At 70.3% G+C, this 26,008-nt stretch carries 21 protein-coding genes; 7 read left to right on the forward strand and 14 right to left on the reverse strand.

The window, feature by feature from the left end; all coding sequences use genetic code 11:
- Positions 1–303 precede the first annotated feature (303 nt).
- Positions 304–2,646, reverse strand: coding sequence for an NACHT domain-containing protein (locus tag ACIQU3_RS21130; protein ID WP_403927047.1), 2,343 nt, complete (start codon positions 2,644–2,646; stop codon positions 304–306).
- A gap of 693 nt (positions 2,647–3,339) precedes the next feature.
- Positions 3,340–4,593 carry an ATP-binding protein gene (locus ACIQU3_RS21135; RefSeq protein WP_403731255.1) on the reverse strand — a complete coding sequence of 418 codons (1,254 nt, stop codon included), beginning with the start codon at positions 4,591–4,593 and terminating at the stop codon, positions 3,340–3,342.
- 530 nt (positions 4,594–5,123) lie between these two features.
- On the opposite strand from ACIQU3_RS21135, the gene ACIQU3_RS21140 reads away from it, so the two are divergent.
- The gene (locus tag ACIQU3_RS21140; RefSeq protein WP_403731258.1) at positions 5,124–5,825 is read left to right on the forward strand and encodes a family 16 glycosylhydrolase; all 702 of its coding nucleotides are present in this window, start codon (positions 5,124–5,126) and stop codon (positions 5,823–5,825) included.
- A 138-nt stretch (positions 5,826–5,963) separates the two neighbouring features.
- Complete coding sequence (locus ACIQU3_RS21145) at positions 5,964–6,587, forward strand: class I SAM-dependent methyltransferase (RefSeq protein ID WP_403927136.1); 624 nt, start codon at positions 5,964–5,966, stop codon at positions 6,585–6,587.
- A gap of 188 nt (positions 6,588–6,775) precedes the next feature.
- Here ACIQU3_RS21145 and ACIQU3_RS21150 read toward each other — a convergent pair whose 3' ends face one another.
- The 8 genes from ACIQU3_RS21150 to ACIQU3_RS21185 all read right to left on the reverse strand — a co-directional run bounded on the left by ACIQU3_RS21150 (position 6,776) and on the right by ACIQU3_RS21185 (position 16,576).
- Positions 6,776–8,644 carry a carbamoyltransferase gene (locus ACIQU3_RS21150; protein WP_403927049.1) on the reverse strand — a complete coding sequence of 623 codons (1,869 nt, stop codon included), beginning with the start codon at positions 8,642–8,644 and terminating at the stop codon, positions 6,776–6,778.
- 1 nt (position 8,645) lies between these two features.
- Positions 8,646–8,837 (reverse strand): hypothetical protein, encoded by a 192-nt coding sequence (locus ACIQU3_RS21155; protein WP_403927052.1) that lies wholly within the window; start codon positions 8,835–8,837, stop codon positions 8,646–8,648.
- 10 nt (positions 8,838–8,847) lie between these two features.
- On the reverse strand, positions 8,848–9,765 hold the full coding sequence (locus ACIQU3_RS21160; RefSeq protein ID WP_403927055.1) for an Inducer of phenazine A: 918 nt from the start codon (positions 9,763–9,765) through the stop codon (positions 8,848–8,850).
- A gap of 43 nt (positions 9,766–9,808) precedes the next feature.
- Positions 9,809–10,744, reverse strand: coding sequence for an NAD(P)/FAD-dependent oxidoreductase (locus ACIQU3_RS21165; protein ID WP_403927058.1), 936 nt, complete (start codon positions 10,742–10,744; stop codon positions 9,809–9,811).
- A 3-nt stretch (positions 10,745–10,747) separates the two neighbouring features.
- Entirely contained in the window at positions 10,748–12,028 is a 1,281-nt protein-coding gene (locus ACIQU3_RS21170; RefSeq protein ID WP_403927060.1) for an MFS transporter, read from the reverse strand.
- On the reverse strand, positions 12,021–12,953 hold the full coding sequence (locus ACIQU3_RS21175) for a phytanoyl-CoA dioxygenase family protein (RefSeq protein WP_403731284.1): 933 nt from the start codon (positions 12,951–12,953) through the stop codon (positions 12,021–12,023). Before ACIQU3_RS21175 ends, ACIQU3_RS21170 begins: the two co-directional genes overlap by 8 nt.
- Positions 12,954–13,000: 47 nt before the next feature.
- Positions 13,001–14,884 (reverse strand): carbamoyltransferase C-terminal domain-containing protein, encoded by a 1,884-nt coding sequence (locus ACIQU3_RS21180; protein ID WP_403731287.1) that lies wholly within the window; start codon positions 14,882–14,884, stop codon positions 13,001–13,003.
- A 111-nt stretch (positions 14,885–14,995) separates the two neighbouring features.
- Positions 14,996–16,576, reverse strand: coding sequence for a radical SAM protein (locus tag ACIQU3_RS21185; RefSeq protein WP_403731290.1), 1,581 nt, complete (start codon positions 16,574–16,576; stop codon positions 14,996–14,998).
- Positions 16,577–17,181: 605 nt separating this feature from the next.
- Between ACIQU3_RS21185 and ACIQU3_RS21190 the strand changes: the two genes are divergently transcribed.
- Complete coding sequence (locus tag ACIQU3_RS21190) at positions 17,182–17,361, forward strand: hypothetical protein (RefSeq protein ID WP_403731293.1); 180 nt, start codon at positions 17,182–17,184, stop codon at positions 17,359–17,361.
- Between the two features lie 140 nt (positions 17,362–17,501).
- Positions 17,502–17,723 (forward strand): hypothetical protein, encoded by a 222-nt coding sequence (locus tag ACIQU3_RS21195; RefSeq protein WP_403731296.1) that lies wholly within the window; start codon positions 17,502–17,504, stop codon positions 17,721–17,723.
- Positions 17,724–17,835: 112 nt separating this feature from the next.
- Here ACIQU3_RS21195 and ACIQU3_RS21200 read toward each other — a convergent pair whose 3' ends face one another.
- From ACIQU3_RS21200 to ACIQU3_RS21215, 4 genes are all read right to left on the reverse strand, one after another.
- Positions 17,836–19,704, reverse strand: coding sequence for a GMC family oxidoreductase N-terminal domain-containing protein (locus tag ACIQU3_RS21200; protein WP_403731299.1), 1,869 nt, complete (start codon positions 19,702–19,704; stop codon positions 17,836–17,838).
- Positions 19,701–21,155, reverse strand: a complete 1,455-nt coding sequence (locus tag ACIQU3_RS21205) for a hypothetical protein (RefSeq protein ID WP_403731304.1) — start codon at positions 21,153–21,155, stop codon at positions 19,701–19,703. Before ACIQU3_RS21205 ends, ACIQU3_RS21200 begins: the two co-directional genes overlap by 4 nt.
- Before the next feature lie 207 nt (positions 21,156–21,362).
- Positions 21,363–22,073 (reverse strand): FadR/GntR family transcriptional regulator, encoded by a 711-nt coding sequence (locus tag ACIQU3_RS21210; protein ID WP_403731307.1) that lies wholly within the window; start codon positions 22,071–22,073, stop codon positions 21,363–21,365.
- 208 nt (positions 22,074–22,281) lie between these two features.
- Positions 22,282–22,770 (reverse strand): PaaI family thioesterase, encoded by a 489-nt coding sequence (locus ACIQU3_RS21215; RefSeq protein ID WP_403731313.1) that lies wholly within the window; start codon positions 22,768–22,770, stop codon positions 22,282–22,284.
- Between the two features lie 69 nt (positions 22,771–22,839).
- On the opposite strand from ACIQU3_RS21215, the gene ACIQU3_RS21220 reads away from it, so the two are divergent.
- The 3 genes from ACIQU3_RS21220 to ACIQU3_RS21230 all read left to right on the forward strand — a co-directional run bounded on the left by ACIQU3_RS21220 (position 22,840) and on the right by ACIQU3_RS21230 (position 25,995).
- On the forward strand, positions 22,840–23,487 hold the full coding sequence (locus ACIQU3_RS21220; protein WP_403731316.1) for a winged helix-turn-helix transcriptional regulator: 648 nt from the start codon (positions 22,840–22,842) through the stop codon (positions 23,485–23,487).
- A gap of 94 nt (positions 23,488–23,581) precedes the next feature.
- On the forward strand, positions 23,582–24,091 hold the full coding sequence (locus tag ACIQU3_RS21225; protein WP_403731322.1) for a hypothetical protein: 510 nt from the start codon (positions 23,582–23,584) through the stop codon (positions 24,089–24,091).
- Positions 24,092–24,243: 152 nt separating this feature from the next.
- Positions 24,244–25,995, forward strand: a complete 1,752-nt coding sequence (locus ACIQU3_RS21230) for a serine/threonine-protein kinase (protein ID WP_403731325.1) — start codon at positions 24,244–24,246, stop codon at positions 25,993–25,995.
- The last annotated feature ends 13 nt before the right edge of the window (positions 25,996–26,008 follow it).

Consider the following 26,008-nt stretch of genomic DNA (forward strand, 5'->3'; position numbering starts at 1 on the left):
ACTCTCCATGATGGAACAGCAGTACGGGGCGGCTGCCTCCCCGGGATGACAGCACGGGCGTCGCCGGACACCTCGCTAGCCGGCAGCACCCGGAGAATGTCTCCAGGTTGGCGGTCAAGGTTCAGGCCGCGGCCTGTCGGTGGGCCCGTCGGCTGTATGCCGGCGCGTCCCACGAGCGGTACGTCGGTCGACCTCAGGCTGTGATCTGTGACAGCGATCGGGACCATAGAGGACGTCGTTGAGTTGCGAACCCGCCGCGGCTGTGTGGCAGTCCTGCCCCGCGCCCAGTCCGGCGCCGTCTCTTCACTCGCGGCCCGCATCCGGCGGTGGCACGCGGCGCGGCTCCGGGGCCACGGGGCGGGCTGCAATCCATTGCTGGAACTCTTGATGACGGAACTGATAGCCGATGCCGGACGGCCGCAGAAGTCCCGCTGTACTGGCCCAGTCGAGGAAGGACCGCAGCCTGACAGGGAGCCGTTGGCCCCCCAACGTGCAAAGCCGAAACGCCAGATGGCGCCGCCACGCGTTAGGTCCGAGGGACAGCAGGGTCACGGTGAACGCGAGCCAGCCGAGGCCTGTCGCGGCATACCAACCACTGACAGCCGTGGCGCCGGCCGCGACTGTAGCCGCTGTCACGAGGGCCACACCCAGGGCTGACTGCACATCGTCCCGGATGTCGGTACCAGGCGGGCGGGGGCGGTTCGTGGGATCTGTGACCGCGACGGTGACCCCACGGACGAAGGCAGTTGGCAGGGCTGCCACACGGAAGGGGAGGCAGACGAGGCGTACCAGGACATACCCGATGACAGCACCGTACCCGAAGCTGAACACGGTCGTGGTGATGAAACGGAATACAGGGTTGGCTTCCGCGTCCAGGAAGTTCATCCGGAGAACAGAAGGAGTGCGAGAGGGGAAGTCCACGACGTGGAACACGTGCACGAGTAAGGAGAAGACCAGGTACCCGAAAGAGAACATGGGGACGGCCTTTGGGAGGTCCTCTGGGGCTGGGCCCCACCTAACCTCGTCATAGGCGGTCATGAGCCCCTCCAGTGGCCGCAGGCGGGGGTGCCTCGAGTGAGAAGGCAGGCTCAAAGGCTGAGGTTCCCGCATCGTGCCAACAGCGTTCACGACCCCGAGAAGCCCCGCCAGACCGACAATAGAGACGTTCGATGTACTCAGAGGTGGCGCCACGACCATGGCCGGTGACCACAATGCGACAAAGAGGACGAAGGTCAGTGCACCCTCGACGAATGGTACGAGAGTCGTTCCACCCAGCGGCCACAGGCGGTGAAGAAGAAGATCTGCCCCTGGCTCTGGCGGTGCGTCGGGCCGACGTCCCAGACGTGGGTTGGTGAGGGATTTGGCCATGTGGTGCAGCCAGCGGTGCACCTTGACCGCGTCGTACCGGCCACCACCACAAGCATTGCTTGCTGTGACCGCTGGAATGTACCGATCCAGCAGATGCTCCTCCACCGCCTCAGGCGAGTGCAGCGCAAGCAGCTCGGCCGGGTCGCCCCCGTCACGGTAGGCAGCGGCAATCAGCGACAGTCGCCACGGCGTCGACAGCGCGTGCCCGTGCTCAACTGCCCTCTGCGCCAGGGTCCTGAGCAGCTGCTCCCAGTCGGCCTGCTGCCAGTCAGCCCTCAGGGTGCAGCGCGCGTGAAGGTAGGCCGCCGCCCGCCCCGTGTCGACGCCGTCGACGAGCACAAGTGCGACGTCGCGCAGTCTGGCCCCATCAGGCAGTGCGTCGTAGTGGGTGTCGCGGCAGGTAAGGACCAGTGGTCCCGGGGGCTTGTACCAGGCGTACTCTTCAAGTGCTTTTAGAACGGTAAGAGCTCGTGGGGCGTTCGGGTCAGGGCGTGTGCGGCCGAAGGTGTCTCGGACGATGCCTCCGCTGTCACTCAGAGGTGGATCCATTTCATCGAGGCCGTCAAGGACCGGCAGAATGAGGCCGAACTGAAACAGATCCCTCGCCAGCGTCCGCGAACAGTCGAAGGTGGAGACGATCCGGCTTACAACGAAGTCCTCAAGTTGCGGGGTTCTTGTCAGGTCCCACTCGGCCAATGACAGCCGAAGAGGGACGGAGGTGGTGAGGTCAGTCCTGGACTCGATCAGTTTCCGGACCAGTTCCATAGCCAGAACCGTTTTCCCTGCACCGGGTGGGCCCACGATGACCAGCCGGCCATGTGGCACGCTCCGGTAGAAGGAAGCAACGTCCATGTTCGTCGTTCCTGAACCCTCGACGACGTACAGCCACCCTTCCGTAGCCGTCATCGCTGCCGGCTGCCCGGTGTCGCGTATTGAGTAGTGCAGGTTGACACGTGTGTCAGTGACGTCGCCGATTAGGACGGCCAGCTGCCGTTTCTCCGTCGCCTTGATCTGTCTGGCGAGCCTCTTGGAAGCCTCTTCGGCAATGGCCAAGGCGGTGGCGGGGCGGTTCATCGCCTCGATGGACACAGCTAAGCTGACTACGGAGACGAAGAGACTCACCACGCTGAGCGGAAGCCCCACGACCGCCGAGGTGTCGGATGCCGAGTTCGCATCTCCGAGTTTGCTGCCAGCCCATACCAACGTCAGCAGGACCATCACGCCGTTGACGCATACGGCTGCGATGCTCGCGTTGCGCCTTCCACGTACCCAAGCCATCCCGGAATCGTGCCCCAAATCGGCCCGCTACACCCCGACTTATCTGAAAAGCGGGATGGTTTACCGGACGAGATGCCGTACCGATCATGTTGACCGCGTTCGACCATGACCGACCCGGTCATGTGATCTTTTAGCTGACTTGGCATGGATGGACGTCCCTGTCGTCAACTCACCTCAGGCCCATCGCAGACTGGGGGGAGGGGCCGGTCCGTGGCGGTGACGACCAGCCAGCTCGCGTCCGAGGGCAGCCGGACGGACTCCGCACCCTCCAGGGTGGCGAACTCCGGGGTCACCCAGCGGCCGTCGCGGCCCAAGGATCAGATGCGGTTGGGGTGGCCGGTGATGGCTGGCGGTCGTCAGGGGTGAGGTCGAGGGACGTGATGGCGCGGTCGAGGCATACGGTCTCGTCCTCCTTCGTCGGCTTGCGCGGGTCGGACACGTCCCAGAACTCGATCGTGGTGTCGGCGACCGCGGACGCGAGCTGGTCCTTCCCGGCGGGGAAGTAGCCAGCGGGAGCGGCAGGGATCCGCGCTCCCTGTTCCGGACGGGCGGGCTCGGAGAGGTCGTACAGCTGGATCGTGCCGCCGGTCTCCTCGGTGATGAGCAGCGCGGACAGGTCGTCATAGAGGGCGCTCTCGCTTAGTGCCGCGTCCTCGACGGTGACGGCTATGTGCGGACCCGTGAATCACAGGGTCAAGCCCCGGGCGGCGGACAGTTCGGTGTGGTGTCGGTGGGAAGGGTGAGCACTGCGGTGGTGCCGCCGCCGGGTGTCTCTTCGAGGCGGAGGGTGCCGCCGTGTGCGGCGGCGATCCGCTGGCAGGTGGCCAGGCCGATGCCGGAGCCTTCGACGTCCGGGTGCACACGGGTGAACAGGCCCAGCACACGTTGGCGGTCCTGCGGCGGGATGCCGCGGCCGTTGTCGACGACGGCGATGTCCCAGCCGTGCCCATGTGCTCGGGCTGCGATGACGATCTGGCAGGGGCGGTCGGCTCTGCGGAATTTCAGTGCGTTGCTGACGAGGTTCTGGAGCAGCACGCGCAACTGGGTCGCGTCGGCGGTCACGAGGGGCAGGTTCTCGACGGTGACGCGCGCACCATGGGTGCTGATGGGTCTGTCGAGGTCCTCGATGACGGCGTGGGCGAGGGTGTTCAGGTCGACGGGTTCGAGGTGGAGTCGTCCACCCGCGCTGGCCAGGGCCAGCACGTCTTCGATCATGGTGTGCATGCGGTGTGCGGAGCCGATGACCCGTTGGGCGCAGAAGGAGGCGTCGGGGTCTTTGGCGATCGCCGGGATGTCGATGAGGTTCTCGGCGTGGCCGAGGACGCCGGTCAGCGGGTTCTTGAGGTCGTGGCTGACCTGTCCGGCGAACTGCTGCAGGGCGCGGTTGGAGCGTTCGAGCTCGCGGCGTGCCTCATCGGCGGCTTGCAGTGCCTGATGAAGCAGCGCCTGGTGACGGTGCAGGTCGAGGACGTCGACGACCATGCGGGCCAGTTTGTCCAGCGCGCCACGTTGCGAGGCGGTCAGCCGGCGGACCTCGGTGTCGAACACGCAGAGGGTACCGAGGACCGCTCCCTCGGGGGTGCGTAGCTGAGAAGCGGCGTAGAAGCGGATGTCGCCGAGGACGCCACTCACATAGGGGTTGTCGGCGAAGCGGACATCCAGCCTGGCGTCCGGAACGAACACCGGCTCGGGCTCGACGAGTGTGACCGCACACATGGAGTCGCCGCGGGCGCACACCGTCGGTTCGAAGCCGACCGCGGCGATCAGGTTGGCCTCTTCGGCGGAGATGATGTTGATCACCGAATGAGGGACCTGGCAGACATAGGAGGCGAGTTCCACGATCGGCGCCAGGTCCGGTGGGACCGGTGTGGTCAGGATGCCGTACCGATGCAGGACGCGTAGACGCTCGGGCTCATCAGCGGATACCGGGAACGATGCTTTGGCCACGACGGCCGTCCTTTCCTGCCTGGTGGGGTCGAGAGATCGTTTCCCCTGCGACACCCGCGGCCACGGAGTCGATACGCGGATCACCCGACGGGTCCCCTCGGGGTTGAGGCGCGGACGGCGCCGACGGTCTGTCTCAGCGGTCTGAGTGGCCCGCACCAGGGTGCGGGTGATGGGCCATGCGCCGCATGGGGAGGCCCTGTCACCGAGCAGGATCGACAGTTATGGACATATGGTGCAAACCGTGTGTTCGGAGATCGTTGACCACCAGCCCAGCGAGGTGCAACCCCATGAGAATGCTCTTGCATGCCCGCCGTGCCCGGGTGGGCCTGGCGGCCGCGCTGACTACTCTGTGCGCGGGCCTGGTCCCGCTTGTCGCAGGCGGCACCCCCGCGTCAGCCACACATGTGTGGAGGACTGCCTGGGCGGACGACTTCAACGGCCCGGCTGGGACCCTGCCCGACAGCGAGAAATGGACTATCGATATCGGCACCGGGTACCCCGGCGGCCCGCCCAACTGGGGTACAGGTGAGGTGCAGACCTACACGGCCGATCCCGCCAACCTCAGCCAAGACGGCCGGGGCAACCTGCGCATCACCCCCCTGCGCGACAACGCCGGACGGTGGACTTCCGGGCGCATCGAGACCCGCCGCAGTGACTTCCGCCCTCCTGCGGGCGGACGTATGCGCATCGAGGCCCGCATCCAACTGCCCGCCGTCACCGGCGTGGCGGCCGAGGGCTACTGGCCGGCCTTCTGGACCCTGGGCGCCTCATACCGGGCCGGGGTCCCCTCTCCGACGTCCGGTGAGTTCGACATCATGGAGAACGCCAACGGCCTGAACCGCATCTGGGGCGTGATGCACTGCGGCACGCCCACCGCAGGCCCCTGCAACGAGAGCACCGGCCTGGCCGCCGGCACCACCTGCCCCGGCACACGGTGCACCGGCACCTTCCACACCTACACCCTGGAATGGGACCGCCGCACCTCCACCGAGCGGCTCCACTGGTTCGTCGACGGACGGCGCTACCACACCGTCAGCTCCACGCAGGTCGCCCCGGCCGCTTGGCAAGCAGCCACCGCTCAAGGCCACTTTCTCCTGCTGAACCTCGCTGTCGGCGGCGGATTCCCCGACGCGCTGGCCGGGCACGCCACCCCCACGACGCAGACCCGCCCCGGCCATCCCATGCTCGTCGACCACGTCGCCGTCCTCACCGCCACCGAGCACCGGTCATGACCTACCAGCACATCTGAACATCGCCCCGGACAGCGGCTTGATCCACTTCGGATCGTCCGCTGACATCACCCCGCCGATGCCCAGGCAATGCACCAACCTCCACACGGGTGGTGGACAACCGCCTAGGATCAGCCGGTGATGGAGAGCGCAACGCTTGCGGAAGTCTTCGACGAGCTGGCCGACAGCTATGACCACGGGCACCATGAGGAGATCGCACGGGCCTTGATCGCATGGGTTGATCCCGGTGCCACCGCCAGGATCGCCGACGTGGCGTGCGGGGCCGGCGCGGTCGCGCTGCAAGTCGCCCGGGACCGGCCGGACACCGCACCGGCCGTCCTGGCCGTCGACCTGTCCCCGGGCATGGTCGCCACGGGCCGCGACCGAGCCGCCGGCCTCGTCCCGGCCGGCGCGATCGACTGGCGGGTCGCCGACGCCGTACCGCTGCCCGTCCCCGATCACTCCCTGGACGTGGTGCTCTGCGCCTCCTCGCTGCACTTTCTCGGCCGTCGGGTGATGGACGACTGGCTGCGCGCCCTGCGTCCCGGGGGCCGGGTGGGCTTCACCTTGCCGCTGGCCACGCACTTCCGCCCATCGGAACGCTTCGCCCGTCACGTCTCTCGTGACGTGCCGTTGCCCCGCACCGTGCGGGAGGCCGACGCCTGGGCGACTTCATGCGGTTTCTCCGGGGCCACCTCCCGGATCCTCGACCTCGGAGCGCGCCGGGTGGCCGTCATCGTGGCGAGCGCGCCCGCCGGATTCTGACGCCCGGTCCACGGATTCGGCCGGACGGCGACACCGTGCGGCGGCGGGTACGCACCGGCGGCTCCAGATAGGTCGGCCGGTGGGCGTCCCAGGAGCGCCGCAGCGGATCGCGGACGGCTCGTACGCACAGCCCGGCGGGGGTGACCAGCGCGAAGTACAGTACGGCCGCCCCCAGGTGCCGAAGCCGCTCAGTCCATCGGGATCGCGGCACGCCAGTCGCCCTCCTCCCGCCACTCGGGTTGGTCACGCTTGCTCAGCAGGAAGTCGCCGAGGACCAGCAGATCGATGCGCGTGCGCATGAAGCAGGCGTACGCCTCCCGGGCGTCCCGCACGATCGGCTCCCCACGCACATTGAACGACGTGTTCACCAGCACCGGACAGCCCGTCCACTCCCGGAACGCGGTGAGCAGCGCGTGGAAGCGAGGGTTGTGCTCGGCCGTCACCGTCTGCACGCGCGCCGAGCCGTCGACATGGGTGACCGCCGGAATCGTGGAGCGCGGCACCCGCAACAGCTCCAGTCCCGTCGCCCCCCTTGGTGGGGGCCCGCACTCCTGCCGCCGGGCGGCGGCGACCTGCGCGGTCAGCAGCATGTACGGGCTCTCCTGCGGCAGTTCGAACCAGTCCTTCGCGTCCTCTGCGAGCACCGCGGGCGCGAACGGCCGGAAGGACTCGCGGAACTTGGTCTTGAGGTTGAGGGCGGACTGCATAGCCGGATCCCGCGGGTCCGCGAGGATGGACCGGTTGCCCAGCGCACGCGGCCCGAACTCCATCCGCCCCTGGCACCAGCCCACCACCCGGCCCGCCGCCAGCTCCGCCGCGACCCGCTCCACCAGCGCCCGCTCCGGCATCCGCACGGCGGGGTAACCGCCATGCGTGACAAAGTCCTCGATCTCCTGGTCCGAGCAGGCAGGGCCGAGCAGCGCCCCCGCCATCGCGTCCCGGCCGCTGCCCGCGTGGGCGCGGGGCGCTCCCCGGTGGTGCGACTCGGCCAGTGCGGCGCCCAGCGCCCCGCCCGCGTCCCCCGCCGCCGGCTGCACCCACAACTCGTCGCACACCCCGTCCGTGAGGATCCGCCCGTTGGCCACGCAGTTGAGCGCGACACCGCCCGCCAGGCACAGCCGCCGTTCCCCGGTGCGCTCCAGCACCGTGCGGGCCAGCCGCCGCAGCACCTCTTCGGTGACCTGCTGCACGGACGCCGCCAGGTCGAACTCCCGCTGGGTCAGCGGGCCTTCGGGAGTCCGGCGGGGCCCGCCGAACAGCTCCTCGAAGGCCCGGCCGACCATGGTCAGCCCGTACTGGAAGGTGAAGTATCCGAGGTCCAGGCGGAAGGAGCCGTCCGGTTTCACGTCGATCAGGCGCTCCCGGATGAGCGGCGCGTACCGCGGGGTGCCGTAGGGCGCGAGGCCCATCAGCTTGTACTCGCCCGAGTCGACCTTGAAGCCGCAGTAGTACGTGAACGCCGAGTACAGCATGCCGAGCGAGTGCGGGAACGACAGCTGCGCGAGTGGGACCAGCTCGGTGTCCCTCCCGTGCCAGAGCGTCGTGGTCTCCCACTCGCCCACGCCGTCCACGCACAGCACCGCCGCCGAGAAGAACGGGCTCGGGAAGAACGCCGATGCCGCGTGCGAGGCGTGATGCCGGTGCGCCACCACCGGGGGCAGCGGCCGCCCGCGGGCCAGCTCACCCAGCCTCGCCCTCACGTCGTCCACGGCGCGCCGCTTCCAGCCGGTCCACTCGGGCCACGCCCGGCGGAACACCGGGTAGCCGCGGGGGGCCGTGGCCAGCCAGGTCGCCAGCACCCGGCGGAATTTCAGGGCCGGGTCCTCGTAGAACGCCACCGCCGCCAGGTCGTCCAGGCGCAGCCCGGCCTCACGCAGACAGGACGCGACGGCGTGGGCGGGGAAGCCCGCGTCGTGGCGGCGCCGGGTGAACCGCTCCTCCTGCGCCGCCACGAGCGGGACGCCGCCGGCCACGACGGCGGCCGCGCTGTCGTGGTAGTAGGCGGAGATGCCCAGGACCGGGCCGTTCGGGCCGGTTCCGCTGCCGGAACGGGCCATCTCAGAACAGGGGGTAGACGGAGGCGTCGTCCTCGGGCTGGGGGCGCAGCCCGTCCGGGGGTGCGGTGGCACAGGGGGCGGGCCGGTGCCGGCGGCGCAGCCAGGAGGCCAGGCGGCGCACTGCCGGCACGGACGCGTGGCCGCTTTCCCGGGGGGCCGTGTCGTGGGCCGCCTCGTGCGGGGACTCGGGCATCACAGGCTCCTCACGCCAGGTCGAGACGGTCGGCGAGCTGCCGGGCCACGAGGTCGTAGCCCAGATCGGTGCAGTGCACCCGGTCGATGAACAGCCAGTCCTCCGGGCCGGCCACGTCGGCCAGCGCCACGTTCATGTCGAGGAACGGTACGTGCAGACCGGCGCACCCGGCGGCCAGCCGGTCCGCGTAGGCGCGGCCCACCGCCATGGTGGAGATGTCGTTGTGGAACCGGCGGAAGTTGGACACCTCGTCCAGCTCCTCGAACAGCAGCTTCTCCCGGGGCAGCGGCTCCTCGCGCACCCAGGGCGCGAGCGGCTGGAGGACGAAGGTCAGCCGGGCGCCGAGGCCGTCCGCGAGGGTCTTCCACGCCCCGAGGTGGCGTAGCGTCAGTTCCGCGGCGTGCGCCACCCGCCGCTCCGGTGGCGGGACGACATCGGGAGCGGGCCCGCAGTCGAAGAACGCGCCGTGTCGACCCTGCTTCTCCTCGGGCAGTCGGCTGAGCACGAGATTGTTGACTCCGGACACCAGCACGATGTCCTCCACGGGCGGCAGCTCGTGCAGGAACAGGGTGAACAGCATGAGTTCCTGCGCGGAGTTGTGGCTCTGCCCGGCGACGTTCAGCCAGGGCAGCCGGGGCGCGTGAGCGTTCCACAGCCGGGCGGAGATGGTTGCCGCGTCGCCGGTGGCGCCCACGCCGAAGACCGCGGAACTGCCGGCGAGCACCCGCGCCGGGCCGTCTGGGCGGTCGTCGGCGACGCCGACCCGAAGCCCGGCCGGCCCCGGCGTGACCCGGAAGCCGTGCCGGTCGGTCGTGTAGACGGGTGTCTTCTCGTTTCCGTACTGGAAATAGCCCAGGTACGGCTGGTCCTCCAGGACGAAGGTGTAGTGCTCCATGTGCGGGGTGAACTCGGCGCGGGGTGAGGTCATCGCGAAGGGGCTCCCGTGGCTGGGTGGGGCGGTCGGCGTGCGCTCAGCGGGCGGGCTGCGGGGGCGGCGGCTCGGGCAGGGAACCGGGCCGGTCCTCCCGGATCAGGTCGGCGTTGATGGCCATGCCGGCCAGCCCGCCGCTGGCGGCTGCCATCGCGGCCTGCTGCATGTTCCTGCCGAGGTCACCCGCCACGTACAGCCGGGGCAGGCTGGTGCGGCCGCGCTCGTCTGCCTGTACCGACTCCAGGTCCGGGGCCTGCAGCCAGGGGCGCAGCGGGTCCACCCGGGGCTCGATGTCCAGATGCAGGAAGAGGGCGCCGTAGGAGGCGGACCGGCCGTCCTCGAAGATGACCTCGACCCCTGCCGGGTGCGGCTTGAACGCGCTGATCCCGTCGGCCACCACGGGCACGCCGGCCGCGACGAGCCGGTCTCGTTCGTCGCGCGGGAGGACGCGCCGGTCGGCGAGGTAGGTGATGTCCTCGGACCACACCGTCAGAGTCGCGGCCAGGCACTCGCTGGGCACGTTGCCGCCGTACACGGCGAAGCTGCGCCCACGCACCTCCCAGGCATGGCAGTAAGGGCACTCGAACACCGCCCTGCCCCACAGGTCCGCGAGGCCCGGGACCGCAGGAAGCACCGAGCGCACCCCGGCCGCGTACAGCAGGGTGCGGGCCTGGAAGGTGCCGGACTCCTTGGTGGTGACGACCACCCGGTCGCCGTCGCATCCCGCCGACGTCACCTCGTCGTCGCGGAAGGTCACGTCGTACGCAGCGAGCTCGGCGCGGGAACGGGTGCGGAAGTCCGCGATCGTCGCCCCGTCATTGGTCAGCACGTTGTGCATGACCCCGGCCGCCATGTTGCGGGCGTCACCCGAGTCGATCAGCAGCACCCTTCGGCGTGAGCGGCCCAGGTACAGCGCGCCGTTGAGGCCGGCCGGGCCGCCTCCGACGATCACCGTGTCGTAGAGCTGTGTGTCCAACGGTCACCCCTTGTCGAGTAGGTCGCTGTGCGGGGACGGGCCGGCCGCCGCGGTGTCCTCGCGCAGCGGCGCGAGCAGCAGCAGCGCGCCCGCCACCAGGACGGCACCGCACACCACGAAGACGGCGGGCACGGAGAGGGCTTCGGCGAGCAGACCGCCGAGCGTGGCGCCGACCGGCATGGAGCCCCAGGAGCACAGCCGGGACACGCTCATCACCCGGCCCTGCAACGGCTCCGGCGTGAGCCGCTGGCGCAGCGACATCACGGGGATGTTCCAGCCCATCATGAAGACGCCGTTGGCGGCCAGCGCGAGAGCGGCCAGCGCCGGTTGCCGCAGGAGACCCAGCGCTACGTACGCGGCGCCCGACGCTGCCAGTGACCAGCGGGCCAGTCGCAGCGCGGTCAGCCGGCCGACGGCCCGGGGCGCCAGCCAGCTGCCCGCGACGGCGCCCACCGAACCTGCGGCGAGCAGCAGTCCGTACCCGGTGCCGTCCAGTCCGAGAGCACGGTCGCTGAGCAGGACCAGCATCGAGAACGTCGCCGAGAACACCAGCCCGTACAAGGTGCTCGCGGCGAGCGTCAGCCTGAGCGTGCGATGGCCGAGGACGAACCCGAGGCCCGCCCGGATGTCGCGCAGCACTCCGCCGCGCGTGCCCGGCGGGACGTTCGGGCGGGCGGCGCGGGGGAGCGGGGCGAGGCCGAGCATGAGCAGCGCGGCCAGCGCGTACATCGTGCCGCCGGTCGCCACCGCCGCGACGGCGGTCATTGCCACCAGGAGGCCCGCGACGGGCGGCCCGACCATCTCGTTCAGCACGATCTGTGCCGCGGACAGCCGGCCGTTGGCGCGCTCCAGCTGCCGCTCGTCGACCAGCCGTGGCAGCATCGCGGGCGCCGCCGTGTCCGCGAGGGTCTCGGCGATACCGAGCACGAACGCCAGCGCATACAACAGGGCCAGGGGGCGGTGGTCGGCGAGGGCCACGGCGGCGGCGAGCAGAGCCGCGGCGCGCACCGCGTTGCTGGCGAGGACGATCCGGCGCCGGTCCGAGCGGTCCACCAGGACGCCCGCGGGCAGTGCGAAGAGCAGCCAGGGCAGCATGTTGACGGTGGTCAGCCCGGCGACCGCCGCGGGGTCGGGATGGTGTGCCACCACGAGCAGCGGCAGCAGGGTACGGGTGATGCCGTCGCCGGCGTTGGAGGCGGCAGTCGAGGCCCACAGCCACCGGAACGGGCGGCCGAGGTCCGCCCGCCGGCCCGGTCCGGTCGCGGGCCGCGCGGTGTCAGTCAACAACGCCTCCCCGGGACGCGCTGTCCTGCGGCACACCGTCGTCGGACCACGTCCGCAGGCCCAGCAGCCGTTCGCCCAGATCGCTCAGCCGCGCCGGTCCCCACAGCTCGGCCTCGTCCTTGCGCACCCCGCCCTCGGGGGGATGCGGGGGGACCCGGTCCCGCCAGAACCGCACCCGGGCCTCGCGCAGTTCGGTGTGCTCCTCCCAGGCGGGTGCCATGGTCAGGTACTGGGCCATGCGCACCCGGTCCTCGGAGACATTGGGATGCACACCGTGCGGCAGCAGGCTGTTGAAAATGATCAGGTCACCGGGATGAACCCGGGGCATGGTGATCGAGTGGCCGGTGATGTCGGGCGTGAACGGGTCGCGGTCGGCGGGCTGTTCGCTCACCCACTTCTCCCACTCGGCGAAGATCTCCGGCACGCACTGGAACCCGCCGATCTCCTCGTCGCCGTCGGTGAGCGAGAGCACCGCCTGACAGCTCACCGGCAGCGGATCGGTGGAGGTGTCCACGTCCCAGTGGACGAACCCTTCGAAGGCGCGCGGCCCCCGGTTGGGCGGGTTGACGTTGGCGAAGTCGATGGTGACCCACAGGTCGGTGCGGTCCCAGATGTCGGCGAAGGCGTCGTAGACCCGGGGGCTCTGCCGCACGTCCCACTGCGCCTGGTGGTTGTACATCTCCACCAGGCCGCTGTGCCCCGGGAGCCGGTCGTTGCCCGTGTGCGGCGAGGTCCAGGTCGAGGGGTCGTCCGTACGCATGTCCAGGAAGGAGTACAGGCCCTCGGCCAGGCCGGCCACGGTCTGCGGCTCCACCGCCTGACGCACGATCACATAGCCCTGGGTGACCCACTGCTGCCAGTCCGCAGGGGACAGGACGCGCAGCGGCTGGGTCTTGACGATGTCACGCAGGGGAACGACGGCCACGGGTACTCTCCAGGTCAGGGGTCACAGGTTGCTGGACGGGGCGGGCCTCACTCGACGATCAGGCGGTGTTCCGGCAGTGCCACGGCGTCCAGCTCGGTGCCGGTGAGCAGCTCCAAGGCTTCGCCGAGGCGATTGAGGAGCGGGCGTCCGCCGGCGTTGGCGCTGGTGTTGATCAGCACCGGCAGGCCCGTGCGTGCTCCCACCGCGTGGCACAGCCGGTGCAGCAGGGGCTGAACGCCGGGCGTCACGGTCTGGAGCCGGGCGGTTCCGTCGATGTGCCGAGCCTCCGCCAGCTGCCGGGCCCGGTCGGGCCGCACCCGCACCGCGAACAACATGGTCTCGGCGTGGTCCAGGGGGCCGGTGAAGAAGTGGTCGGCCACCTCCTGCGGGCAGATCGGCGCGACCGGCCGGAACCACTCACGTTGCTTGATCGTCTCGGAAACGTACCGGCGGGCGCCGCTCCAGTGAGCCGAGACGAGCAGCGAACGGTGACCGAGGGCTCGCGGCCCGGTCTCCAGACCACCCTCCAGCCAGGCCACGCACCGCCGCTCGGCCAGCAGTTCGGCGACACGCTCGACGAACTCCTCGTCGTCCACCGCGCGTCGCACGGACAGCGCCGGTTCGACCGGTGCCGCCGCGGGGCGGAACGCCGGATCAGTGCCGTCGCCGTCCAGGGCCTCCAGCCCCGTCAGCGGAGGTCCGGCATAGGCCAGCGGAGCCCAGCGTGAACCGCCCAGCAGCGCGGGGCGGTCGGCCGGGTCGGCGACGGCAAGCGCCGCGCCGAGCGCGATTCCCGAGTCGTCGCAGCACGTCGGGATGTGGACCCGGGCGAACCGGCCGGACTCGGCCAGACGGGTGTTGGCGGTGATGTTGAGGGCGCAGCCACCCGCGTAGCACAGGGTGGTGTAACCGGGGAACCGGCGGCTGATGCCGGTGACCAGCTGGAGCAGGTCCTCCTCCACGGCGTGCTGCAGGGTCGCCGCGAGGTCCCGGCAGACCCGGTCCTCGGGAGAGGTTCCCACCAGCGTGGTACCGCCGTCCGCGCTCCGGATCTCGTCAGGGAACACCGAGCCGAAGGAGTGCACGACGTCGTCGTCCGAGGAGTCGGCGAGGCCCGCGTCCAGGTAGCCGCCGCTGACCGAGTCGTACTCCCACCAGGTGTCGGCGTAGCGCAGCGCGGTCCCGGTCAGCTTCTTCTCGTCCAGCACCTCGTACAGATCCGGTGCGGCACGCCGCGTGGACTGCGGGACCAGCATGGCGCGCAGCACCGGCAGCAGGGCCGCGTCCGTCTCCCCGGTGGCCGTCAGCCCGAGCAGTTTGCCGGTGTCGAACTGGCTGCCGTGGACCCGCCGGGACAGCGCCTCGTAGACCAGGCCGAAGCGCGGGCCGCCGCGGTTGGTGAGGGACATCACCGGGGTGAGCCGGTCGCCGTCGCCGAGACAGACCATGCCGCACTCGGCGTAGTTGCCCGTCCCGTCCAGCGCCAGCACCAGGGCCCTCCGGGCGCCGGAGGTGTGATACGCGAGCGCAGCGTGCGCGTAGTGATGGCGCACCGCGACGAGGGTGATGTCGCCGAGACCGTGGGCCAGCGGCCAGTCGACGGGCTTGATCACACGGGACACCGCCTCGGCCAGGCCGGTGACGCCGGGCGCCGCCCAGCGGGCGTCCTCGTTGACCAGCTCGACCAGCGCGGGCGGCACCACCTGGCATCGCGGTGTGTACCAGTCCGCCACGGCGATCCGGGTCACCGGGCTCACCGCCCGCTCCCGCAACTCCGCCAGCCACTCGGCGGCGGCTTGCGGGAAGTCTCCGTTGCCGCCACACACGTGGCGCAGGCCCAGCCGTCGCTCCGCCTCGATGACCCGGTAGCCGTTCGCGTCGGTGAGTGCGGCCCCGGCGTCATGGCCGAAGTGCAGTCCGATCGTTGCCATGGAACCAGTCACCCTTCCTCGGCCCGGAACTGGGTCACGGGAGCCGGGTCGTGGACCGGCGGGCCGCCGCACCGTGCGGGCGACCCGTCGGGGAGTACGTGGGGGCCGGGGTCAGGACAAGCCGGCGAGGCTCCGCGCGTGATGGCGCTCCAGCAGTCCCTGCACCACCTCGCGCATATAGGCGCAGTAGCCGGGCGACATCACCTGGATCGAGCCGTTCTCCTCCTCCAGAGCGCCGGCGGATCCGCCCGAGCAGGTGCCTTGCAGCTCACAGCCCTGGCAGCCGGGGCCGTTGGTGTAGGCCCGCATGCCGTAGTCCTGGTAGGCGGGCGAGGCGAAGATGCCGCGCCAGTCGTCGATGGTGCCGAGCTTGCGGGCGGTGGCCTTGCAGGCGAACACACTGCCGTTGGGTTCGATGGAGAGCTGACGGCCGACCGCAGGGCACGTCTTGTAGTCGGCCTGCTCGGCCCACTTGGCCTCGTCGATGATCATCTGGAAGGTCTGATACCAGTAGCCGCTGAGCTGGACGCCGCGCTCGCGCCCGTAGTCCACCGCGGCCAGCAGCCGCTGTGCCACGTCGTGCGGGCTGTGCTGCTGGAAGAATTCCTTCGCCTGGAAGGACACGATGACGTCCAGGCTGTCCAGGCCGGCCTCTGCGACGAAGTCGATGAGCGGGGTGCCCCACTTGTCCCAGGTGTACTGGGAGAGCACCGAGGTGATGCTGACGGGCACGCCCGCGGCCTTCATGTCGAGGATCGCCTTGCGGACCACCGCCCAGGGAGTGCGCTGCTGCTGCCCGCCGCGGAACTCGCCGGTCTCCGGGACCAGGTAGTCGATGGAGACGGTGGTGTCGACGCGGTGCTCGGCGAGCGCCGCCAGCAGTTCGGCGTCGATGCGGGAGCCGTTGCTGGTCAGGTCGTAAGTGAGGGAGACCCCGTCGTGGCGGTCGCCGAACGTGCGCAGCACGTGCAGGATGGTGTTCCGGGCCAGGGTCGGCTCGCCGCCGAAGAACGACACCGACAGATGGCCGCCCCCGTTGGCCTTGCGTAGCTCGATGGCCTCCCTGACGGTCTTCTCTGCCACCTCGCGCGACATGTGCATCGACGGATTGCGGCCCTCGTCCGAGCCGTGGTTCCAGTCGCCGCGGGCGAGCGTGGGTCCTGAGTCCGTACGGCCCGGCGCGTCCTCGCGGGAGCGGCGCAGCTCGACCAGGACCGGACCGGGTTTCACCGACTCTCCGGAGGTGTTGCGCTCCTCCACACCACCGTCGAAGTTGTACGCGAAGCAGCCCTGACAGGAGAAGTTGCAGGCGTTGGTGAGCACGAGCTGGATGGAGGAGTGGAAGACGCCGCTGCTGAGCACTTCACGCCTGCTCTCGAGCAGGGCGTCGATCTCCCTGGCCTCGTCCTGCCCCACCTCGACCAGGAAGCGGGCTTCCACCAGGTCACGCAGCGACTCCTCGTCCACCCGTTCGCGTAGCCGCTGCCAGCTGATTCCCCCGGCGGCCTCCCGCAGAATTTCCACGATGTCCCGGTCGATCAGCCGCGCGTTTCCGAAGAGTGAATGAAAGGCCATGTTCCGCTCGCCGCCCGAGAATGCGTCGAGCCGGCCGCCGAATGAGCTGAAATCCCGATCATCCGCGCCGCGCAGGGTGCGGATGTAGCGCGAGGACTGGTACATCGAATTTTGCATGGCTGAAGCCTTCTCCCTGCGGGTCACGAATTCCGGCGCGACGGAAAGGCGTAGGCACGAGGGCCGGGACGGCGGTGCCGCGGTCACATGCGCGCGGCGCGGAACAGGGCAGTTCCCGGCGCGCGCGGTGCCGGGGCCCAGCCGGCGAGCGGGGCCCCGGGTGGGTGGGTCAGCCGTCAGGCCGGCTCACACTCTTTTCGTTGGTCGGCGGAGGCCGAGGTGCTCTCCGTCCGCTGACGCTGGGGCGTGATGGTCGGGGCGTTTCCCCGGTCCGGCGATACGAACGCGCACGGACGGCTCGACGCGGTGACCGCGGGTCGGGCGACCTTCCTGACTTCGGCCATACGGCCCTCCTCAGTGGATGAGGCAAACAATGCGACCCACTGAAGCAGAAGTGAGTGAGGCTCAATAAGACGTCAACCGGTCATGCTGGAATTGCCCGTTTGTCGAGGGACGGCAGCGATATCGATCATGCATTACGGGCCGCCCGGCTGCCTTTGAAACGGGCTCACCTGCTCCTCCTGCTTGATCAATCCATGGGGGGCCGTCCTGCTGTGCGTCGGCCGAAGTGCCGCACGCCGAAGGGTTTTGGTCACACAGGGGATGTGGCAAGGATCGTCAACGCGGACTCGCCGATCGGCATTCTCGCCGTGCGGCACCCCCTCGCCGTACGCCCCAGTCGTCGGCGAGTGCGCGAACGAGCAGGAGAGACGCCTGGAATCGTCGTCCTTCGCGGCCAGGCGCGGCTGCGGCAGGCGGCGGCTGCGGTCGCCGCCCTCCTCTGATTCCGGGGTGCGTGGCCGGTGCGGTGGGCGTGGCCTGAGGTGGGAGTCGGGGCCCGAAGCTGGTGCGGGTTTGTGCCCGTCAGCGGCTTGCTGGCCGGTCAGCGCCGCTGGTGCGGGCGTCGGACAGGGCCCCGCACCGCATGACCTTCGACGCCGGCAGCGTGGAGGCGGCGGTGAACGATGGTGACCGAGCGGACGAAGCGGGTGAGAAAGGTGGCTTCCTCCCTCGCGGCGCCCCCGCCGACCACGACGATGTCCCGGCTCTCAACAGGGCAGCCATCGACATCGAGCGCATCTCCGCGAAGCGGCCCCTGACCGTCGAGGAGTTCGTCGCTGTCCGCAAGGACTTCGGCCTCGGCTGACTGCCGCAGGAATCCCGGGAGAAGCGCTCGGGCCGAGTCCGGATCAAGGACGCAGGGGAACCGGAAGGGTTCCGGAAGCCGATGCCGTGCCGGACAGGCGGCAGGCGCCCTGTCATCCCCCGTCGCGGCGGACGGCCTGCTCGGTCACGGCGTGCGCCAGCGCCATGATGGTGATCTGAGGGTTCACACCGGGCGACGACGGCAGCAGGCACGCGTCGGCGACGAGCACCCCTTCCGTGCCGCGCAGTCGCCCGTCGGGGCGCACGGGGGAGTGCCGGTCGTCCGCCCCGAGAGCGGCGGTGCCCGTGGGGTGGAACGCCGACAGGTGGAGGCGGCGGCGACCGGTGCGGCTGACGACCTCGTCGAGATCGGCGGGTGAGGTGACCGACGGGTGTGCCGGGATACCGGTGAGGACTTCGCGCGCGCCCGCGGCGAAGAGGATGCGCCCCATGTGGGCGATGGACCGCAGGAGGCGGCGACCGTCCTCGGCGTCGAGGGTGTAGGAGGCGACCGGGCGACGCGTGCCGCGCACGCGCCCCGAGGAGCGGTCCGAGACCATCGCGCCCAGGAGCCCGAGCCTTCCGGCGTCGTCCAGCTCGCGCTTCAGTGTCTGGCCGAGGTGCGGGAGGACGAAGGACGTCATGCCCGGAGGTGCGGCGGTCGCCTCGATGAGGATGCCTTCGTCGTGCCACGCGTCGACCCCGACGCTCTGCAGGATGTTGGGGCCCGCGCCCGGGCCGGTGACGGCTTCGGTGAAACGCCCGGCGACGCTGACGGCCGGGTGGATCGCCAGATTACGGCCCACCCGTGGATGCTCCGCCAGCCCGGAGCGGCGTAGCAGGGCCGGGGTGTGCAGGGCGCCGGCCGCCGCGACGACGAGGCCGGTGCTGACGGTGAAGCTCGTGCCGTCCGGGCGAACCGCCTCCACCGCGACGGCGCGTCGGGCGCCCGCGTGGTGCTCGGTGACGATGCGGGTGGCGCGGGCGCGGGTGACGATACGAGTGCCGGCCGCGCACGCCGCGGGCAGCACCGACAGCTGTACCGCCTGCTTGGCGCCGCTCGGGCAGCCGGCGACGCATTCGCAGCATCCCCCGCAATCGATGGCGTTACGGCGCAGGGGAGCGGCGGACCAGCCCAGGCGGCCGGCACCGAGAAGCGCCAGCCCGCCGTTGCGCCCGAGGACGGACGGATCGGGCACACCCACGCCGAGCAGCTTTTCCACATGGTCCATGTGACGGGTGAAGGAGGCGGGGTCCGCCAGCTCGACCCCGTGGGTGCGCTGCCATCGGTCCAGTACATGAGGGGGTGTGCGGAAGCAGGTGCCCGAGTTGACCAGGGTCGTGCCGCCGACGGCCCGGCCGAGCGGCAGCAGCACGGGCGGCAGACCCCAGGCGAGGGTGGCACCGCCGTCCCGGTAGGCGTCGGCGAACCGGTCCAGGGGCGGCCGGGAGGCGAGTTCCTTCGTCGAGAAGTGCCGTCCCTCCTCCAGGACCACGACCGAACGCCCGGAGGACGCGAGGGTCAGCGCCGCCACGGCACCTCCCGCGCCTGAACCGATCACCACGGCGTCGACGCGGTGCTCGTCGGGCCAGTCGGAGGACGGGCAGATGTCCAGCGGGGGATCGGCCCGGACGAAGGGCCTGATCGGCCGGGAGCCGTGCCGGCTCGCCCCCGCGGCCAGCAACAGCGGGATCTTGACGTTGTCCATCAGGGTTTCGAATCCAGGCAGCCGGGTCAGCCGCCGCAGGAGCCGCGCCCTGGTGTCGGGCGGCAGACCGTGCGCACGCCGACCCGTGGTGAGGACGGAGAACCCGTCGAGCGCCATGTCCGTGGCGTGCAGACCCGTGCGGAGGTACGGCGGCAGGGACGACATGAAGCGGTGCAGTCGCTCCGGGACCTGCCGCTCCCACTCGGGACGGTGTGCGCCCGCGCCGACATCCAGCAGCACCGCCGCCAGTGCCCGGCCGTGAACCGCGCTCATCGCAGCCCCACCTCCGCGTGCGCGGTGCCCCGTACGTCCCAGACCTGTTCCGGCTGCCACCCGCCGTCCCGCCACTGCTCCAGGCAGACCCGCACATCGGCCCGCTCACTGTTGTGACAGGTGGCCCTGCCGCCGTCCGGGTCCGTGTAACAGACAGCGGTCCGGCTCTCCTCGGGCAGATGCACCCGTACCTGGATCCGGCGCCCTCCCGCGTGGCCCCGCACGGTCCACGTCGGCAGTACCGGCGCACCCCGGAACCGACCGATCCCCATGACGCCCAGTGAGCTGCGCCAGTCGCCGCGCGGCCAGTCGCATCCCGCTCTGCGCAGCCGCAGGAACACCAGCGGCGGAAGACGCCGCAGCAGCGGCAGGCCGGAGACGGCCGCCACCACCTCCAGAACGGTGTCCTCGTCCAGATCGGCGTGCAGCCAGGCCCAGCGGTGGGCGTTGCCCCGGCCCGCGATACGGGCGCTGGCCCCCAGGGCGTCGGCCACGAGCAACGTCTGCCCGTCGAGGCACACGGACCCGCGGTAGCGAGCCTGTGCCTGCGGGATGACGTGGACGGCGGGCAGCACCCGGCGCTTCCAGGCCAGCCGGGGGAAGGTGCGCAGGGGTGCTGAATCCGAGGCCACCCGGAGGTCCCAGGCCAACTGCGCTGTCTTTCCGCGCAGTTCGTGCGCGGTGGCGACGGCGGACGGGGAGTGGAAGCCCGGCAACTGGGAAGGGGCGCCGTCCCCGGCCGAAGGGGTAGCGCCCTCCGGCAGCGCGTGGGGGCCGAAGCGGTCGATGACGGGAGGCAGGTCCGGCCTGTACACCGCGGCCCAACCATGGGTGTAGGGCGTGCCGTTCACCGGGCGCACCAGTTCGTGATGGAGCCAGAATCCGGTGCCGGACTTCGGGTCGGTGAAGGTGCTGTACCAGACGTTCAGGCGGTCCGGGCGAGCCGCGTTGAGCGTCTCGGCGAAGTCGGTGGATCCGGGAAAACGCCAACTCGCCATGAACGACGGCAGGGTGCGCAGGCGGAACCGCAACCGGCCCTCACCGACAGAGCTTGGAGAGCCCGAGCCCACTTCGCCCGCCGTCCCCCCGGCCGGTCGCAGGCGGATCGGCAGGACCGTCATGGAGCGCAGCGGACTGCGCCAGGTCGGGGACTTGTGGCCCTCCAGGACGTACTCCCGGCCGTCCAGGGCCGTGAAACGCACGTGGTAGTCGATCCGGCCCCCGGACAGCGGGGCGATGAGCATGCTCCCGCAGGCATGTCGGTCGTCGGCCCAGCCGTCGACGCGAACGCGGCCCGTGACGACGGCGGTTGTCGCCCCACGGAGGCGGACCGGGCCGGGAGCGTCCACCCGCAGGTCGAGCGTCACGGGCCGGCTCCCGCCCCCGTCGGTGTCGAGCCGCAGCCTGCCCGTCATGGTCTCAGCGAAGTGCGCTCCCCGGCGTGCTGCCATGTACGGCACCGTTCCTCTCCGAATCGTCCGGGCCGTCCGACGCGTAAGGCAGCCGTAGGGAGACCACGGAGGTCACGACGAGCCCCCGCGATCCAGTGACTCACTGGCTCAGTGGCTCATCCACTGACGGCAGAGAACCAGCCCACTCCTCGTAGGTCAAGTCCCCGGCCTCGTCCGCGACTCCAGTGGTGCCCGGTGGCTCCGGGATCACTTCCGGGGCTTGCGACTGACCAGATCCGCGGTCATCTCCTCGGCGGTCAGCTGGAGATAGGTCTCCGCCGCGCGCCCGGCCTCCTCCGTCTCGCCCTTCGCGACGGGCTCCACCACCTGCCGGATGCGTTCCGCGGCGACCGCCGGGTCCGCGAAGGGGGTGCTCATGACGTGACGCACCGGCAGATATGCGTTGAGCAAGGTGTTGGTGAGCAACAGGTACACACGGTTGCCCGTGGTGCGGGCCAGTTCCCGGTGCACCTCGGCCTCCGCGAGCTGGGCTTCGGCCGGGTCCGGTGCGTCAGCCACCGCGTCCACCGCGGCACGGAGCCGAGCGCCCTGCGCCGTGCTGCACTGCGACGCCGCCTTGCGCGCGATCAGTCCGCCGATCGCCCGGCGGGCCTCGAACACGTCCGACAACCACCGGCCGTCCTGGCCCACCAGCAGCGGAAGGAGGTCGACGCCGCCGGACCTGAGGAAGTCCAGCACCCTTGTGCCCACACCGTGCCTGGTGCGGAGCAGGCCAGCCTGCTCCAGCCGGGACAGGGCATGCTTCAGGGTGGTGCGGGTGACACCGTAGGACGCGGCGAGTTCACGCTCCGGCGGGAGCAGGGAGCCGGGCTGGTGGGTGCCGTCCAGGATGTTCGTACGCAGGCGCTCTTCCAGGAGGTCGACGACGGACTGGCGGACGATCGCTTCGGCTGGCATGGCCGCACTCCTTCGGTTCGGTCCGCGCTCCCGCCGGCGAAATCGGGGACCGGATGTCGAATCTTCGCAGGCAGTGGACCAGCGCGGGCTTCGCACCGTCAAGCGGCGGCCGGCTGAGCCGACCACCGCTCGAGTCTTCGGGCGCCGAACGCCGAGAGGTGCCGGACGCGGACCCACGACGAGCGCGCGGTGGGAGGCGTCTCCGAGGTCAGGTGCGTCGCATCGGGAAGACCGCACATGTGGCAGTCGCGTGGGCGTACGTCTTTCCGTCATCGATTCCGTTGAGCCGCGCCTCGGCGGTCGCCAGGGTGCGGCCGAGGTGAATGACCCGGGCGGTCGCGCGCAGCGTTCCCGTCTCCGGCATGATCGGTCTGATCATATTCACGTTGAGTTGTGCCGTGCTGTAGGCCAGTCCGGCCGGAAGCCGCGTGAGAACGGCCGAACCGAGCGCCGAGTCCAGGAGAGTGGCGGCGAATCCGCCATGCACCGATCCCATCGGGTTGCGGAGATGCTCTCCGGTCTTCCCTTCGAAAACTGCCGTTCCGGGCTCCACCGCGACGAGGTCGAACCCGAGAGTCGCCGAGATGGGGGCTCTCGGCCGCCGCCCGTCGATGATGGAGTGAAGGTAATCGAGTCCGCTCACGCCCTTGCCGTCGAACTCGCCATCGGGGCCGCGCATGCTGTTGTCGTCACTCATGCCTTCACCCTAGGTCGACCGCGCACGCAGGCCAGTCCAGATTCCGTACTGCCCCGGTACCCTTGCTCCATGGCCGGTTACCAGCAGTTCTGTCCGATCGCCCGCGCTCTCGACGTCCTCGGGGAACGGTGGACCCTGCTGGTGGTGCGGGAGCTGATGGTGGGGGAGCGGCACTTCAACGGCATTCAGCGCGGCATCCCCCGCATTTCCAGAACGATGCTTTCGGCGCGGCTGAAGAGGCTCGAATCGGCGGGTCTCGTGAAGCGGAACGACGGTGCATACCAATTGACGAAGGCGGGGGAGAACCTCGCTCCCGTACTGCGAGAACTCGGTCACTGGGCCCTGGAATCGGACCCCCGTGGACTGCGGAAAGAGGACCTCAGTCCGGATGTGCTGACGTGGGACATGCACCGCCGTGTCGTTCCTCACCGCCTCCCGGAGCACCCCACCATGGTCGAGCTGCGATTCCGGGACGCCGGTACGCCCTACTTCCTGCTGGCGAAGCGCCCCGGGGTGCAAGTGTGCGCGGAGGACGGGGGATTCGACATCGCTCTGCACGTCGATGCCGACCTGGAGGCGCTCACGAGATTCTGGCTCGGCGAAAGCGCCTGGGACAGCCTCTTGCGGTCCGAACTGGTCACGCTCACCGGACCGGCCGGACTCAGGCGGGAATTCCCGACCTGGTTCACGGGCTACCTGCTCCGGCCCCGGGCGTGAGGCCAGCGCCATTCCGCGGGACGCTTCATAACGGGAGGGACAACGCCTACCTTGGCGTTCGTGTCACCGATCCCCACCGTGAAGCGAGGGCGCCATGGCGAGGCCGTACCGGCGTGAGAGCAGCTACTGCGAACCGGATGACATCGAGCCGGGCCTGCGTGCGGTGATCACCGCCCACGCGGAGGCATGCTCCCTCGGAGACGTCCTGGCCAACGCCGTCGCCTGCTGCGTGACCGTCAGCACCCGCACCTACAAGCCGAGTCTGCGCTCCCGCTTCAAGGGCATGGCGGACCCCGACCCCGAGCACCGGACCCTGACCCTGTGCACACCTCGGTGGCTCGTCGTGACGGTGACACGGGCATCGACGGGAACGACAGTCCTGTCCGCACGGCTGGACGGCGTGACCCTGGCCGAGCACAGCGCCCTGATCGCCCGGTCGCCCCGCAACGTCCAGCTGCCCGAGGACAGCGGTGTCAGAATCACGGCCCAGTGGTCCGGCCACGGTGAGACGAGTTCCTACCACGTCGCGCTGGGCGACGACGCCGACGGAGAATTCTTCCTGCAAGCGCTGCGCAGAGCAGTGACGGAAGCAAAGCAAGGCTGAACCCGAGCACCGCACCCCCCCACGTACGACAGAAGAACGACGAGCAGCCACACCATCGGACGAGACCGCCGCGCCGGCGAACATCTCTCCACCGGGGCCGTGCCCCTCACCTCCGCGGAGCCGCGTCCCACGCATCCCGTAGGCTCCCGGCCATGAACGACGGGGACTCCGGCAGACGGGTCATAGACGGGCGCTTCGAACTGCAAGGGCGGCTCGGTGGCGGCGGCATGGGCATGGTGTGGCGGGCGCGCGATCTCGTCCTCGACCGAGACGTGGCGCTCAAGGAAGTACGGCCCTCCGATCCCGGACTCGCCGAACACGATCCGCAGGCCGCGGCCATGCTCCGGGCCCGGGTGCTGCGCGAGGCACGGGCACTCGCCCGCGTCGACCACCACAACGTGGTCACCATCCACCACGTGGTCGACACCGACGCCTACGCCTACCCTTGGCTCGTCATGGAGCTGGTGACCGGCGGATCGCTCCAGGACCGGCTCGACAAGGGGCCGCTGGAGCCCGTCGAGGCCGCCCGGCTCGGCCGCGAGGTGCTGGCCGCGCTGCGGGCCGCGCACGACGTCGGCATCCAGCACCGGGACGTCAAGCCCGCCAACGTCCTGATGCGGCCCGATGGCCGCCCCGTCCTCACCGACTTCGGCATCGCGGCCATCAGGGAGTCGACCTCCCTGACCATGACCGGGTCCATCATCGGCACACCCGACTACATGGCACCCGAGCGCATCACCGGCGGCGAGGGCGGCCCCGGCTCCGACCTGTGGGCGCTGGCGATGATGTTGTACGTCGCAGTCGAAGGACACCACCCGTTGCGCAGGGGAACCACCCTCGCGACGCTCGCGGCTCTCCTGAGCGAGGAGCTTCCGCCGCCCCAGCGGGCCGGAGTGCTCACCGGCTTCCTGAACGCCGTGCTCGTCAAGGATCCGGCGCGCAGAGCGGACGCCGAGACCGCCGACCGGATGCTCGCCGAAGCGGCCGAGGGCCGCGGCGCGGCTCCCGGCGCTCCCGAGGGGGCGGGCGCGGCCAGCTCGTACCGGCTCGCCCCTCCGCCGGTCCAGACCCCCACACCCTCGGTGCCGGACGGGTTCGGACCGCCCGTGGGATTCGGCCCGCCGACCGGCTTCGGACCCACGGGACCGCACGACGCCGTGCCCCGCCCCATCGGGCCCCCGACCCCAGCCCCCACCCCCTACCCGATGGGCCCCACCCGGCCGACGCGGCCACGACCGGAAAAGCGGACGAAGCGCCGCGTCACGATAGTCTCCTCCGTCGTCGCGACCGTGCTGGCAGGAGTCCTGACGTGGACTCTGCTGCCCGACGGCGGGCAGAACGACGACGTCAAAGCAGCTGATCCGACCGCCTCGGCCTCGACCGGCGCGAAGAACCCGGCCCCCACGCCGAGAGCATCCCGGTCGGCATCGGTGCCCCAGGCCGACGCCAAGACGGACCTGCTGACCCCGGACGGCATCCGGACGGCCGTGAAGGAGATCAAGGCCGCGACGGGCACGGACCGGGCGTGCGACCTCACCGTCTACCCGGGCTACGTGTCCGCGGAAATCATGGTCAAGGGCAGCGACACCAAGTACGACAGCTACACCTACCGCCCGGGCGAAGGCGTCAAGAAGGGCATCATCAGCAGCGCGCTCATCGGCGGCGAACGCCCGTTCAGCCTGGATGACTTCGACTGGGACGTCCTTCCGCCCTTGCTGAAGCGGGCGGAGAAGGACCTGAACGTGAAGCGGCCGACCATGCGCTACGTCCTGGTCCGCCCGGCGGACGACACCTTCGGCACCCCGCTGGGACTGGCCGTCTATCTCGCCGACGAGCACGTGACCGGCTACCTGGATTCGGATCTCAAGGGCAAGGTGACCCGGGTCATGCCGGCCCAGGACTGATCGGTCGCAGGCT

This window comes from Streptomyces sp. NPDC101110 (assembly GCF_044759525.1).
Taxonomy (GTDB): domain Bacteria; phylum Actinomycetota; class Actinomycetes; order Streptomycetales; family Streptomycetaceae; genus Streptomyces.

Bases quoted from the DNA above. Each gene is read 5' to 3' on its own strand.
- ACIQU3_RS21195 (WP_403731296.1), top strand. From the start codon at position 17,502: ATGACCTTCGACGCCGGCAGCGTGGAGGCGGCGGTGAACGATGGTGAC.
- ACIQU3_RS21180 (WP_403731287.1), bottom strand. From the start codon at position 14,884: ATGGCAACGATCGGACTGCACTTCGGCCATGACGCCGGGGCCGCACTC.
- ACIQU3_RS21160 (WP_403927055.1), bottom strand. From the start codon at position 9,765: ATGACCTCACCCCGCGCCGAGTTCACCCCGCACATGGAGCACTACACC.
- ACIQU3_RS21150 (WP_403927049.1), bottom strand. From the start codon at position 8,644: ATGGCCCGTTCCGGCAGCGGAACCGGCCCGAACGGCCCGGTCCTGGGC.
- ACIQU3_RS21220 (WP_403731316.1), top strand. From the start codon at position 22,840: ATGGCCGGTTACCAGCAGTTCTGTCCGATCGCCCGCGCTCTCGACGTC.
- ACIQU3_RS21200 (WP_403731299.1), bottom strand. From the start codon at position 19,704: ATGAGCGCGGTTCACGGCCGGGCACTGGCGGCGGTGCTGCTGGATGTC.
- ACIQU3_RS21210 (WP_403731307.1), bottom strand. From the start codon at position 22,073: ATGCCAGCCGAAGCGATCGTCCGCCAGTCCGTCGTCGACCTCCTGGAA.
- ACIQU3_RS21215 (WP_403731313.1), bottom strand. From the start codon at position 22,770: ATGAGTGACGACAACAGCATGCGCGGCCCCGATGGCGAGTTCGACGGC.
- ACIQU3_RS21205 (WP_403731304.1), bottom strand. From the start codon at position 21,155: ATGGCAGCACGCCGGGGAGCGCACTTCGCTGAGACCATGACGGGCAGG.
- ACIQU3_RS21230 (WP_403731325.1), top strand. From the start codon at position 24,244: ATGAACGACGGGGACTCCGGCAGACGGGTCATAGACGGGCGCTTCGAA.
- ACIQU3_RS21225 (WP_403731322.1), top strand. From the start codon at position 23,582: ATGGCGAGGCCGTACCGGCGTGAGAGCAGCTACTGCGAACCGGATGAC.
- ACIQU3_RS21185 (WP_403731290.1), bottom strand. From the start codon at position 16,576: ATGCAAAATTCGATGTACCAGTCCTCGCGCTACATCCGCACCCTGCGC.
- ACIQU3_RS21130 (WP_403927047.1), bottom strand. From the start codon at position 2,646: ATGGCTTGGGTACGTGGAAGGCGCAACGCGAGCATCGCAGCCGTATGC.
- ACIQU3_RS21145 (WP_403927136.1), top strand. From the start codon at position 5,964: ATGGAGAGCGCAACGCTTGCGGAAGTCTTCGACGAGCTGGCCGACAGC.
- ACIQU3_RS21155 (WP_403927052.1), bottom strand. From the start codon at position 8,837: ATGCCCGAGTCCCCGCACGAGGCGGCCCACGACACGGCCCCCCGGGAA.